10 protein-coding genes are annotated in these 13,626 nt (G+C 33.6%); 8 read left to right on the plus strand and 2 right to left on the minus strand.

The genetic code is table 11. The features are described from left to right. Nucleotides 1-15 precede the first annotated feature (15 nt). From PMOB_RS05670 to PMOB_RS05705, 8 genes are all read left to right on the plus strand, one after another. Nucleotides 16-3,213, plus strand: coding sequence for a UvrD-helicase domain-containing protein (locus tag PMOB_RS05670; RefSeq protein ID WP_012208921.1), 3,198 nt, complete (start codon nucleotides 16-18; stop codon nucleotides 3,211-3,213). Beyond that, nucleotides 3,200-4,255 carry a magnesium/cobalt transporter CorA gene (gene corA, locus PMOB_RS05675; RefSeq protein ID WP_012208922.1) on the plus strand — a complete coding sequence of 352 codons (1,056 nt, stop codon included), beginning with the start codon at nucleotides 3,200-3,202 and terminating at the stop codon, nucleotides 4,253-4,255. Before PMOB_RS05670 ends, corA begins: the two co-directional genes overlap by 14 nt. Nucleotides 4,256-4,285: 30 nt before the next feature. Further along, entirely contained in the window at nucleotides 4,286-5,509 is a 1,224-nt protein-coding gene (locus tag PMOB_RS05680) for a M20 family metallo-hydrolase (RefSeq protein ID WP_012208923.1), read from the plus strand. Between the two features lie 38 nt (nucleotides 5,510-5,547). Beyond that, on the plus strand, nucleotides 5,548-6,174 hold the full coding sequence (locus tag PMOB_RS05685; RefSeq protein WP_081429248.1) for a CBS domain-containing protein: 627 nt from the start codon (nucleotides 5,548-5,550) through the stop codon (nucleotides 6,172-6,174). 182 nt (nucleotides 6,175-6,356) lie between these two features. Continuing rightward, the gene (locus PMOB_RS05690) at nucleotides 6,357-7,808 is read left to right on the plus strand and encodes a glycogen synthase (RefSeq protein WP_012208925.1); all 1,452 of its coding nucleotides are present in this window, start codon (nucleotides 6,357-6,359) and stop codon (nucleotides 7,806-7,808) included. A gap of 1 nt (nucleotide 7,809) precedes the next feature. Further along, a complete protein-coding gene (gene galT / locus PMOB_RS05695; protein WP_012208926.1) occupies nucleotides 7,810-8,820 on the plus strand; it encodes a galactose-1-phosphate uridylyltransferase in 1,011 nt (336 codons plus the stop codon). Nucleotides 8,821-8,837: 17 nt separating this feature from the next. After that, complete coding sequence (locus PMOB_RS05700) at nucleotides 8,838-10,568, plus strand: DUF4910 domain-containing protein (RefSeq protein WP_012208927.1); 1,731 nt, start codon at nucleotides 8,838-8,840, stop codon at nucleotides 10,566-10,568. A 72-nt stretch (nucleotides 10,569-10,640) separates the two neighbouring features. Beyond that, complete coding sequence (locus tag PMOB_RS05705) at nucleotides 10,641-12,827, plus strand: TIM-barrel domain-containing protein (protein WP_012208928.1); 2,187 nt, start codon at nucleotides 10,641-10,643, stop codon at nucleotides 12,825-12,827. A gap of 187 nt (nucleotides 12,828-13,014) precedes the next feature. Here PMOB_RS05705 and PMOB_RS05710 read toward each other — a convergent pair whose 3' ends face one another. Then, entirely contained in the window at nucleotides 13,015-13,242 is a 228-nt protein-coding gene (locus PMOB_RS05710) for an SHOCT domain-containing protein (protein WP_012208929.1), read from the minus strand. 85 nt (nucleotides 13,243-13,327) lie between these two features. After that, a complete protein-coding gene (locus tag PMOB_RS05715; RefSeq protein WP_012208930.1) occupies nucleotides 13,328-13,570 on the minus strand; it encodes an SHOCT domain-containing protein in 243 nt (80 codons plus the stop codon). Between the last annotated feature and the right edge of the window lie 56 nt (nucleotides 13,571-13,626).

The following is a 13,626-nucleotide window of genomic DNA, read 5'->3' on the forward strand; positions in this document are numbered from 1 at the left end:
AGGACAAGATACTAAATGACTGTAAAAAAAGTTGATGTTTACAAAGAGATAGATGATCCAAACAGGAATTTCTTCATTTCGGCATCAGCTGGAACGGGCAAAACTTATATTCTTACACAATATTTTATAAAAGTGTTAGAAAAGAATTTTCCCAATGCTGACATAGTTGATAACATTCTTACGGTGACCTTTACAAATAAAGCTGCCTCCGAAATGAAGAATAGAATTATGGAAGAGGTTTCCAATAAATTGGATAAAAAACCCCCATATGGCGCCAGCAAATTAGAATGGTATCAATATTGGAACGAAGTAAAAATTAATTTATCACGCTCCTGGATCAAAACTATAGACAGCTTTTGTTCAAGAATAATAAGGGAAAACAACATTTCAGTGGGAGTAGACCCAAATTTTAGTATAATAAGCGATTTTCAAAGAGATCGAGAAGTTGAAAGATCGGTTTATTCTGCTCTAAGAGTCGCCTTAGAAATATATCAAGACAAGGAAATAGATTGGCTCAACTTCTTATCCACAAAAAGGAAAGAAAAAATAGAAAAGTATGTCGAAGCTTTAAATGAAGAAAAAACAAAATTTAAAGAAACCTTTAAAACTATACTTTCTGAAATAGGACTGGACAAGTTTGAAAAAATAATTCAAGATATTGTTTCCAACTGGCGCATCGAAATGTCAAGAGCTTTATTAACTAATGATTTAGAATTAGCAGATAAAGAACTTTCCGAACTTTACAAGAACTTTTTATGGCTTGTCAAAATTATTTCTCTCATCGCTAGTGAATTCTATTTGGGATTAACCATCGATAATTTTTTATACGATTTCAAAGCGGTTTTAGAAAAGGTTGTAGAAGAATTCGAAAATAACCCTGACCTTCTTAAAAAGTACCAAAACAAATTTAAATACATCATAGTTGATGAATTTCAAGATACCAATTATCTTCAAAAAGAAATCTTTGACAAACTCCATACCACAGATAATTACTTTTTTTACGTTGGAGATAGGAAACAATCCATCTATCGTTTCAGAGGAGCGGATGTGTCTGTGTTTTCTCGTTCTTTAACAGAAGCTGAAAACTCTGATGAAGAAGTTCTTTTGGGAAAATTAACTAAAAACAGAAGGTCCCACCAACAAATAATAAATTTTGCAAATCATCTTTCTGAAACTTCTTTATTTAAAAGAGATAATTTACAGATGCCAGATATCGATCCCAAACTTTTAGAAAATCTTTCCTTCCAAGAAGAAGATATATCAGAACCCGAAATTCCTCCCCAAGAGACCGAAACAATTCCTACATTGAGTGAAGACGATACTAAAAGAGTTAAATACATATTAATTGAACCTACAGAGGAAAATGGTTTAAACAACCAAGAAAATCGCCTTGCTATTGAAATTGACACGTTGGCAAAAGTGATAAAAAAGTTGTTAGGACAAGAAATGGATTTCAAGGTAAGAAAAAATAATAAAGTATATTACGAAAGAAGAAAAATAGAACCAAAAGATATCGCTGTCCTTTCAAAAGAATTAAAAAATACAGAGAAAATACTTAGAAACACTTTTTTTAAATATAATATACCCTTTTATATATTCGGCAGCAAATCTTTTTACAATAGACCAGAAATTCAAGCTATTTTCGCTGCCCTCAACTCAATTCAAAATCCATTCAACGACTACCAGTTTGTCAGATATATGATGTCACTTCTAGTAGGTATGAGTTTTCAAGATCTTTCCAAATTAGTAGAAAAAAGTCAGGGAAGTTTTTTTGAAACGTTTGAAAACATAAAAAATGAATTCCCTGAAGATGTAGTAGAAAGTTATAAAGTGCTTAAAAAGTACAAGGATCTCAAATATTATTTAACTCCTTCTTCTATACTGAAAGGTATAATAAACGATAACAATTACTTCTCTAAACTCGCTTTAACAAACGATCCTGAAGTTTCAATATCCAATATAAAAAAACTTATAAATCAAGCTGAAGAATACAACAATATGGCAAATTCCTTTTCTGAATTGGTGAGATTTTTGAAAAATGCCTCTAATATTTCTGAAGAAGAAGCTTCTATTGAAGATGAAACATCTAACAGTGTAAAAGTAATGACCATCCATAAATCTAAAGGTTTGGAATTTCCTATTGTATTAATGATTGGTTTACACAACTCTATCTCAAACACAAAAAATGGTTCTAATGCAGAATTTTCAATCCCTAATGCGGAGGGAAATAGATATTACATCTTAAACAATATATATAAAGAGAGCGTAGAAAACAGTGATCACTGGCTTCTCAAATGGTTTAAAAACAACGAATTTTTGGATAAAACCGAAGCCAATAGATTAGTATATGTGGGAATAACAAGAGCGAAAGACTTGTTGCTACCCATTTTAGTGTCCAACGAGAAAGCTGATACTTTAAATAATTTCTTCTTAACTGTAAAAAATTCAGATATGATAGATATAATTCAATCTGATCATATTCAGCAAGTACAAGAAAACACCCCTGAACCTCTGAACCAAGAGGGAGAAAATTCTTTGTTTAAAGATATACCACAACAAAATCTTAAAGACTTAACCAATCTCTCGTATAAAAAGTATATAGCCCCAACTTACATAATCAAGGAAATAAAAACTGAAGAATTAGATTTAATCGAAGACCTCAGTGGAACCATTACATCTCCTTCAACTTATTTTGATCCAAAAAACATTTTTTCAGACCAAGAGCTTATCTTCAGAGGGTCTTTTTTACACTCTAAACTAAGAAGTGCTCAAAACATAAGTCACATAAAAAACATGATAAAAAATGGCGAGTTACCACAGCGTTTTGATGAATTAGATATAGTGAAAAAAGCTTTCACACCCAATGAGAATAAAATAATAAAAAATGAATGGAGACTCATGAAAAAATTGAATTTAGGAAAAAAAGAATACATGTTATTTGGGATTCCTGATAAAGTCATCATAGAAAACGGTGATATCGAGATTTTGGATTACAAATACTCAGAATTGAGAGATCCAAAAAAAATCAACGATTATCAATTTCAAATTTTATTCTATCTTTATCTATTATCCGACTTTGGGAATCCAAAAAGTGGTCACATAATAAGTATCAAAACATTACAAGATCCCATAACTTTTGAATACGATCCCAAGTTTGAAGAGAGATTGATCTCACAACTTTTGAAAGAGGGAAATTATTATGAATTCAGCTAAACGAAAAAATTTAAGTAAAGTTGGGAACCCTCCTGGAGAGCTTATTTACACAGGAAAATTAGAACCATCAAACGCAATCATCAACGTTTTTTCGTATGATCAACACTCTTATAATCTAAATGAAAATGTCGACCTTGACCTTATAAAAACCCTAGATAAAAACCAAATACACTGGATCGATTTTGAAAACGTCTCTGACTCAAATCAATTAAAAGCCATTGGCGAAATCTTTGATATTCACAAGTTAACCTTAGAGGATATAATTAATGTCAATCAAAGAACTAAGATCGAGTTCTATGATTCTTACACATTTTTAGTCATAAAATTAATCTCCGATTCAAGCGAAAAGCTAGAATTTAGACAACTCAGTATAATTATACAAGGAAACATAATGATTAGTTTCTCAGAAGAAAAGAATTTTGCCACAAATTTGTTAAAAACACAGCTCAAGACAAACGCAGGAGATATAAGGAAAAAAGACGTAGGTTACTTAACCTTCTCTTTAATGGATATAGTAGTTGATAGTTACTTATCAAAATTAAATAACTATATTTCACATACGGAAGAAATTGATGAAAAAATCACAGAAGAGATTGAAGAAGAGCATTTTATAAAAATAAAGAAAATCAAGCAGGAAATATTAAGGTTCCGAAGATTTGTATTCCCTTTAAAAGACATACTCTTTCAAATACAAAAAAAAGAAAAGGGATTCGTAAATGAAAGTAATGAGGTATACTTTATCGACCTTTACGATCATACCATAAGGATAAACGAATCTATCGATTTATTGAGAGAGAATTTAAATAACTTAACAGAGATTTACTTGTCGATAGTGAGCAACCGTTTAAATGAAATAATGAGAATACTCACCATAATATCAACTATTTTCATCCCACTAACTTTTATAGCGGGAATATACGGCATGAATTTTGAGAATATGCCAGAACTGCATTGGAAATTTGGCTATTTCCTAATCTTAGGTATCATGGCGACTATAGCTGTGATTATGATAATTATATTCAAAAAGAAAAAATGGTTTTGAATTACAAATACCTATAAGGGGGCTAATTACATGAAGGAAAGTATAATTAAAAAAGTAGAAGAATTAAAAGAAGAAATTATTGAAAGTTCAAAAAAGTTCATATCAATTGACTCTGTCAACCCACGTGCGGGAGGACCTGGAGAAAAGGAAGCTGCAGAATGGCTGGAATCTTTGATTAAAGGCTGGAATTTTGATGAAATTAAAAGATACGACGCTCCAGACGATGCTGTTGAATATGGATACAGGCCAAACATTGTTGCAACCTATAAAGGTCAAAATCCACAAAGAACTATTTGGTTTGTAACGCACATGGACAAGGTACCTGCTGGTGATATCAAATTGTGGGAAACAGATCCTTTTCAACCGGTAGTAAAAGACGGAAAGATTTTTGGAAGGGGAAGCGAAGACAATGGAGCCTCTTTAATATCAACATTATATGCCGTGAAAAGTATTATGGATTTAAAAGTGAGGCCAAAAAACAACATTGCCTTAGCTTTGGTTTCAGATGAAGAAACGGGTTCAGAATTTGGAATAAAATACTTATTAAAACAAGGATTATTTAAAGAAGGGGATTGGTTCTACGTACCAGATGCCGGGGAATCTGATGGAAGCTTCATCGAAGTTGCGGAAAAATCGATTATGTGGTTAAAAATAACAACTATTGGAAAACAAGGCCATGCATCTATGCCCAATATCTCCATTAACGCCCATAGAGCTGGTATGGATTTTGCAATTGCAGCGGATAAATATTTCCACGAAAATTATAACCTACAAGACGACCTCTTTAATTATCCTTACTCTTCTTTTGAACCAACAAAGAAAGTATCAAATGTTGAAAATATAAATACCATTCCCGGCACTGATATCATATATTTCGATGGAAGAATTCTTCCAAATTATGACGTTGAACAAATAATAAACAACCTTAAAAACCTGTCAAAAGAATACGAGAATAAATGGAATGTCAAAATAATAATTGAAGGGGAACATATTGAAAAATCAACAAAACCCACTCCAAAAGACCACCCCTGTGTAGAAATGTTGAAAGAAAGTATAAGGGACCTTAGAAATATAGAAGCTGAAGTTGGTGGAATAGGTGGAGGTACCTGTGCAGCGATAGTCCGTGGGGCAGGGTTTCCTGCTGCTGTTTGGTCAACAATTGATGGAACAGCACATCAACCTAACGAATACGTGAAAATTGACAATTTAATTAAAGATACCCAAGTTTTCGCATACCTTATGAATAATTTATAATTATTGTTTTTAGTCTTACAGATTATATTGGGGGTTGTATGATGTATGTAAAATTATGGCAAAATGATACTTTTCAAGCAATTGAATATACCGAAACCTTGCAAAAAGCCTTTGATAAAATAAGCAGTGAAGAAGAAAATTTGGTCGTTGTGAGACGAGATGGGACTCTGTACAACCTCATTACTTTCAACGATATAACAACTACATTTTCTTCTTATGGCTTAGATACGAAATTAATAGAAATATTAGATCCTACCGACTCTTTTTTATTTGACACTGACTTATTAGAAGATGCTCTAGTTTTGATGTTAGAAAACAGAGCTAGAGTTTTACCCGTTGTTAACAATGAAATGCGCCCTGTAGGAATCTTTGGACTTTTTGAAGTTTTAAAAGCCTTTAAAACCATCTCAGCTATTGATGAAACAGGAACACGAGCTTTAATAAAGATAAATGACGTTCCTGGTGAACTCGGCAAACTCTTGAGCATATTTGCGAATCGAAAAATCAACCTTCTCTCTCTAATGACCGCCAAAATAAGTGACGAAAAGAGAATGATCAGTCTCAAATTAGGCATTAAAAATATCGACCTCATTTCTGATATATTGGACGAAGAAAATATAGAGTATGAAGGTATATACGAAGAAAATGGAGACAAAGACAGGTAAAAAAGCGGGGTGAAAGGGCGAAGCCCTCTCTACCTTTCCTTACGGGTGGGGAGCGGGGTGAAAGGGCAAAGCCCTACTCCACCTTTCCTTATGGGCGGGGAGCGGGGCGAAGGGGCGCTAAAACAAGTTTTTAGAATCTTTAAAGAAAAGACAGAATTACTCACTAGGAGGCGATACATATTATGAAAATAGCTTACGTATCCTACGAAGTCTCTCCATTTGCTAAAGCTGGAGGCTTGGCAGACGTAGCTGGAGCCTTACCAAAATATATTAAAAATGCAGGAGAAGATATATACGTTGTGATGCCTTTTCATAAAAACATAGAAAATAATTATGATATTTCTAAATTTGAGGTTGTAAAAACAGGCTTAATACCTGATTCTCATACACATAAATCTCCTTTCAGTGTTTATAAAAGTTATTTAGAAGGTTCCTCTGTAGTAATTTATTTCATAAAAACCGATTCTCTCTATGATTCAAAAAACATATATGATGAAGAAAATATCTTTTTGAAGACTTCATACTTCTGTGATTCTGCTTTAAAAACTATAAAAGAATGCGAACCCGACACAAACGTTATCAACATAAACGACTGGCACACTTCTCTTATACCTGTATATCTAAAAACCCATTATTTACAAGACAACATTTTAAAAAAGATAGCAACAATATTAACTATTCACAACATAGGTTATCAAGGACTTTTTAACCCTGAAGTATTAAATCAGGCTGGATTACCAAATTACCTCTTCAACATGAACGCTCTGGAATATTATGGAAAAGTAAATGTGTTGAAAGGCGGAATTTTGTTCAGTAATATAATAAATACCGTGAGTCCCACGTATGCAAAAGAAATACAAAGCGAAGAATACGGTTATGGGCTAGAAGGTATATTAAAGGTTCGATCTGAGGATTTGTTTGGTATATTAAACGGCATTGACTATAGCATTTATGACCCCTTAAAAGATCCTCATATTTTTCATCCCATTGAATCATACGAAGACAAGTTAAAAAATAAAACAAGTTTACAGGAATACTTAGGGCTCACTAAGGATGAAAATATAACCCTGATCTCTTTTATTGGTAGGCTCTTTGAGCAAAAAGGAATCGATTTAATTTCAAAAATAATGGACTTATTGTTACTCAATGATATTCAATTTGTGCTATTAGGAACAGGAGATAAAAAATATGAAGAATACTTTGTTACGTTGACAAAGCTTTATCCTAAAAAGATATCCATAAACATAACCTTCGATGTTGATTTAGCTCAAAAGATATACGCAGGATCTGATATATTTTTGATGCCCTCTAAGTATGAACCATGTGGATTAGGCCAAATGTACTCAATGAGATACGGTACCGTTCCTGTTGTAAGATACACTGGAGGGTTGAAAGATACCGTCTCAGAATACAACCCTAAAGATAAAAAAGGAACAGGGTTTGGGTTTCATGAATACAAAGAAGCGGATTTATTATACACTTTAATGAAAGCCATATACTTTCACCAAAAAAGGAAAGATGATTGGACAAATATTTTTGAAAACTGTATGAAAGAAGACTTCTCTTACGAAAAAACCGCCAAGAAATACATCGAATTATACAAAATTGCCCTTGACAAAAAACGAGGTTACTGAAATGATGGAATTGAGAAAAGATCCTATAATAAAAAGATGGGTTATAATATCTTCCGAACGATCGAAAAGACCCATGGATTTCAAAAAACAACAGCCAAAATCAGAAGACTCATTCTGCCCTTTTGATTATGGAAATGAATACAGTACCCCGGAAGAAATAATAGCCTTTAGAGATGCTAACTCTACTCCAAACTCCCCAGGATGGTGGGTTCGTGTTGTTCCAAATAAATTTCCAGCACTCCACTCTGAAAACGAACTCAAAAAACAAGGTATCGGGATATATGACCAAATGTCTGGCTATGGATATCATGAAGTCATTATAGAAACTCCACAACATAACGCAAAATTTGCAGATATGCCAATAGATCAAATAAAAGAAATAATATGGGCTTACATAAAAAGGTTCCAAACAATAAGAAAAGATAAAAGAATAAAATACGTTCAAATATTCAAAAACAAAGGAGAAGAAGCTGGTGCTTCCCTTTTACATCCGCACTCACAACTCATTGCTACTCCTATCGTTCCTATTACGATTAAATCCGAAATAGAAGGCTCCAAATCTTATTATGACTTTCGAGAAAGATGTGTCTATTGTGACATAATAAGCCAAGAGTTAAAGGACAAACAAAGGGTAGTTTTCAAAACAGATGAGTTCATTGTTATAGAACCTTACGCCTCCAGATTTCCATACGAAACATGGTTACTTCCACTAAAACATTCACATGACTTCGGATCCTTAGAAAACAAACCGACATTAGTTGAAGATCTAGCAAAAACCATTTCTATTATAACCAAAAGGTTTGATAAAAAACTCGACGATCCCCCATTTAATTTATTCATACACACTTCACCGTTTATAGACGGAGTGGAACTATATTATCATTGGCATATAGAAATATTACCTAGATTAACTAATGTTGCTGGTTTTGAATGGGGTACAGGCTTTCATATAAACCATGTTTCTCCCGAACAAGCCTGCAGTGACCTTATAGAAGAAAAAGACATTCTTTGAAAACGGGGGGGAACGAAATGATAGACTTAAAAGATATATTTTACGAATTTTCTTCGAGAAATGCCTTGGAATTAATTAGAAAAATCTCTGGTTTTCACAGAGCAAAAGGTAGCTTGGAATATTCCAAAGCGAGGGAGATAATTCAAAATTATTTGAAAAATTCAACTTTGCTTACCTTCCCTATGGACAAAACTTACAACACATGGCAAAGTCCTCCAAGTTGGAATCTAAACGGAGGCTTTTTAAAATATCAAAATGGAAAATACATCGTCTCTGATCTTTCTCTAACACCTATCTCGGCAATATTCTTATCAGATAAAACTGACGGTGTAGAGAAACTGGAAGTCTTCGATGTAGGAAAGGGAGAAACAGAGGAAGACTACAAAAATTTTGAACCGGGAAATGCGGTATTGGCTGATGGTAATCCCACCCTAGTCTACCACTATGCTATAGAAAAATTCAACGCAAGATGTGTCCTCAGTTATTATATGAAAGCTCAAGACAAATCCATAGGAAGAACTCCGAATCTTTTACCTGATACCATTAATTATACTTCTTTCCCAAGTTTTAAAAATAAGTACGCCTATGGTTACGCATTATCTTACGATCAATTTCAAGAATTAAGGGAAAAGCTTAAAAAAGAAAAAGTTTACATAGAAGCCTTTTTGGATGCAGATCAAGGAACAAATACCCTAGAAGTCTTACAAGAAAATATAGGTAAAGATACCGACCAACCAGCTATTATTTTAACTGCTCATCTGTGTCATCCAAAACCGGGAGCTAACGACAATGCAAGCGGCTCTGCACTACTGTCAGAAGTAATGAGAGTATTAGAAAAATTCCAAAATCACTTAAACAGAAAAATTATTGGTCTTTGGGTAGCAGAGATGTACGGTACAGCTGCTTATTTAACAACAGAATTTCCAAAAAACGCTTATGTTATAAACTTAGATATGGTTGGGGAAGATCAATTTAAAACAGGATCAACTCTTAAATTAACTCCTTCCCCTTGGGCAATACCATCTTTTTTAGGAGAACTTCTTTACGTGAACTTAGAATATCCTGCTTTTAGATTATCTTTCGAAAGATATTCAGGAGGTTCGGACCATTACATGTTTTCAGATCCAAACTTGGGAATACCGGCTGTGTCATTAACGAATTGGCCAGATAGGTATTACCATTCAAGTGACGACACGGTTGATAATTGTTCAAAAAATACCCTTGACTGGATAGGAAAAGCCGTTTTAAAAACTATCTACGACTTAGACAATATGAGTCAAGAAGTTTCGGCACAAGTAAAAGGCAAAATTATAAACAATCATTTCAAGCTAGCCAATGTTCAAAGCAAACTCATCACCAATTATGTAAATTATATGACGTACCTAAAACTACAGCAACTCTCTAAATATGGAGACGTTGAAGAAGAATTAATTGAATTTTTTAAGGAAAAAATTGACTTTAATTTGATCCCTTCACAAAAAAGAAAGATAAGAAAAAATATTGGGCCAATTTCTGATTCGTGGTACAATATCGAAGATATAAAATGGATGAACCAAGTTAGAGAAAAAGTACCTAACTTTAGAGATTTCTTAGATATATTTTTGAACGTATTTGAACTAGGATTTTCAAAAGAAGAAGCTATTTTAATAGCAAAAGCAGAGTTGGGAATTGAGGAAGATTTAAAGGCAGAAGTCGAACATTATCTGCAAAGATTAAAAGAAGAAAAATTAATAGAAAGTAGCCTGTAAAAACACTATCTATAAAGTCTTAAAGTTTTTAAAAACCATATATTTTTTAGACCGGAGGAGGATTTATCTATTATGTTCACAAAGACGCAGTTAACGCAATACACTACTTTGTACAGAAGTGGCAAACCTTTTAAAACTGGGGCGGTGATAGTTGACTTAGAAAGCAACGATTTCCAACAGAACGATACTATCCCGTATTTCCAAATTGAAGAAGAAAACAACAAAATAAATTTCATATACAAGATGTCAAAAGAAGATGTTGTATATGGATTAGGAGAAACTTTAGGGGCATTGAACAAAAGAGGTAAAATATACAGATTCTACAACACTGATGATCCTGAACATACCCCTGAAAAAATGTCTTTATATGGTTCTCACCCTTTTATGATCTTGGATGGAAAAAATACTTTCGGATTGTTCATTGATTATCCTTCCGAAATTATCTTTGACATAGGTTTTACAGATAAAGATATTTTAAAGATAACCGTCCCTTCAAAAGATTTTGATTTGTATATCTTTGATTCTGATGAAAAGCTATCCATAATAAAGGAATACTTTAATTTAACTGGAAAACCTTACATCCCTCCAAAATGGGCTTTTGGGTTTCAGCAATCAAGATGGAGTTACTTCTCTGAAGAGGAAGTTAGAAATGTAGCAAAAAAATTTAGAGAAACGGGAATTCCTTGTGACGTCATTTACACAGATATAGACTACATGGATAGTTACAAGGTTTTCACTATAAACAAAGATAAATTCCCTAACTACGAAGGGATGGTGAAAGACCTAAAAGAAATGGGAATAAAAGTTATACCGATCATAGACCCCGGGGTAAAAATAGAAAAAGACTATTCAATGTACGAAGAAGGCAAGGAAAAAGGATTTTTCTGTGTGGATGAAAACGGTAATGATTTTGTTGCAGCTGTTTGGCCAGGACCTACGCACTTTCCAAACTTTTTGAACTCAGAAGTCAGAAGATGGTGGGGCAAGAAGTATAAGCTCTTTACAGATATGGGAATAAAAGGCTTTTGGAACGATATGAACGAACCTTCAATATTTTATACCCCTAAAGGTTTAGACAATCTCATCGAACTGTTAAAAAGTTTGGAAAAAAATAAGGAAAATGCCGGTATAGAAGTTTTCTTGGCAAGAGAAACACTTTTGAAAATAGCTAATAACAGAGAAGATTATAAAAGCTTCTACCATAAATTAGACGATGGTAGTTTAATAAATCACGATATGGTTCATAACTTATACGGATTCAACATGACAAAAGCTACTGCAGATGAGTTGAAAGAGTTATGCCCGAATGAAAGATACCTGCTACTCTCAAGAAGCAGTTATCCAGGCCTCCACAGGATGGCTTCAATATGGATGGGGGATAATAAATCTTGGTGGGAACACATGATTGTTAATATAAGAATGCTGCAATCTTTAAATATGATGGGATTTTTCTATACGGGAGCTGATGTTGGTGGCTTTGGAGCTGATTCATCTGCTGAATTAGTCATAAGATGGATGGAGTTAGGAGCGTTCACACCATTTTATCGAAACCATTCTGCACTAAATACAAGGCCTCAGGAGCCTTGGCAGTTCGATGAAGAATCTTTGAACATCATGAGAGACATAGTGAGGCTCAGATACGCTTTTCTACCGTATACTTACTCAGAATATATGAACTCCGTAAAAGAATCTGTTCCATTTGTAAAACCTTTATCTTTTGTATTTGAAGGCGATAGGGTGAAAGATATAGAAGATCAGTACATGTACGGAGAATCTTTGATGGTAGCACCCGTTTATGAACAAAACAAAAAGGGAAGATATTTACACTTGCCAGAAGTGAAGTGGCTTAATTGGACAGCTTCTAAATACGAAGAAAGAAATATGAAAGTTTATGAACCGGGAGATTATTACATTGAAGCAGATTTAAATGAAATTCCTCTTTTCATAAAAGAGAATAGCTTGATACTTCTATCCGAGCCTATGAATTATGTTGGTGAAAAAGAAATTACAGAACTAACAGTCATTGGTTTGGTTAGCGATCACGCTGTTTACAATTATTATGATGACGATGGAACCACTTACAATTTCACAAAAGGAGAGTTTGGTAATTTAATAATAGATATAACAAAAGCAGACAACGATTTCAAAATAGATGTGAAATCCTACGACCCAGTAAATATTTTGAAAATAAAAAAGATCCATTTCGAAATATACGACAGTGATGGAAGTGTCATCAAAAAAGATATGATCATCGGATAGGAGGTAGATAATTAATTTATCTACCTTCTCCCACACTACAGTAGGTACCGTTGCCTTCGACTAGTGGTTCCCGCTACCTGACCCACAGCGGACTTTCACCACTTAGCTATTGCCCCATGCTGGGTGCACTAATAAAAGTCGGTAGATTCGATCTCCCGACTTTTATTATTTAAATATTACTTAAATATTACTTTAAATCTTTTTTCCTGGTCAAATACTCTTCTCTGGAAATCCGCCCCAGAGCATATTCTTGTTTGAGAATGTCTAGAGCATTATAGCTGCTGCGTTTTTTGTTTGCCCTAAACAATAGCACAACTACCGTTGCAAGCAATCCCCAGAAAAGCAAAGGTATAATCCACCAATATCCACCTAGAATACTCTGACCATAAGCACCCCACAGATAACAATATCCCATAATATACACTCCTCTCCAGAAATCTATTTACTCATGCTCCTCATAGTCAAGCCCTTTTGTCCCTACAACCTTTATTTTTTTAATCCTATTTCAAGTCTTTTATTATCTGATCAAATTCTTCCTTGCTTATTTCACCTCTAGCATAACGCTCTTTAGCGATCTCTTCAGCTCTATCAACTTGATGAGGAAAGTCATTATTATTGTTGTGATATGAACTCGAATTATCGTCATTCTTATTATTAATAAAATAAATCGCTGCTATGATAATTATTATCAAGAAAATCAAAGAAAATCCTCCCCACATCATTCCCAAACCGAATCCCATCATAATTTATCACTCCTTTCCAAATTATTGTAACTTTTTATAGCTGCATCAATTTAACC

The sequence above is a fragment of the Petrotoga mobilis SJ95 genome, from assembly GCF_000018605.1.
In the GTDB taxonomy this organism is placed as follows: Bacteria; Thermotogota; Thermotogae; order Petrotogales; family Petrotogaceae; genus Petrotoga; species Petrotoga mobilis.

Excerpts from the sequence above, each read along its gene's own strand:
- PMOB_RS05670 (WP_012208921.1), top strand. The coding sequence starts at position 16 with ATGACTGTAAAAAAAGTTGATGTTTACAAAGAGATAGATGATCCAAAC.
- corA (WP_012208922.1), top strand. The coding sequence starts at position 3,200 with ATGAATTCAGCTAAACGAAAAAATTTAAGTAAAGTTGGGAACCCTCCT.
- PMOB_RS05680 (WP_012208923.1), top strand. The coding sequence starts at position 4,286 with ATGAAGGAAAGTATAATTAAAAAAGTAGAAGAATTAAAAGAAGAAATT.
- PMOB_RS05685 (WP_081429248.1), top strand. The coding sequence starts at position 5,548 with ATGATGTATGTAAAATTATGGCAAAATGATACTTTTCAAGCAATTGAA.
- PMOB_RS05690 (WP_012208925.1), top strand. The coding sequence starts at position 6,357 with ATGAAAATAGCTTACGTATCCTACGAAGTCTCTCCATTTGCTAAAGCT.
- galT (WP_012208926.1), top strand. The coding sequence starts at position 7,810 with ATGATGGAATTGAGAAAAGATCCTATAATAAAAAGATGGGTTATAATA.
- PMOB_RS05700 (WP_012208927.1), top strand. The coding sequence starts at position 8,838 with ATGATAGACTTAAAAGATATATTTTACGAATTTTCTTCGAGAAATGCC.
- PMOB_RS05705 (WP_012208928.1), top strand. The coding sequence starts at position 10,641 with ATGTTCACAAAGACGCAGTTAACGCAATACACTACTTTGTACAGAAGT.
- PMOB_RS05710 (WP_012208929.1), bottom strand. The coding sequence starts at position 13,242 with ATGGGATATTGTTATCTGTGGGGTGCTTATGGTCAGAGTATTCTAGGT.
- PMOB_RS05715 (WP_012208930.1), bottom strand. The coding sequence starts at position 13,570 with ATGATGGGATTCGGTTTGGGAATGATGTGGGGAGGATTTTCTTTGATT.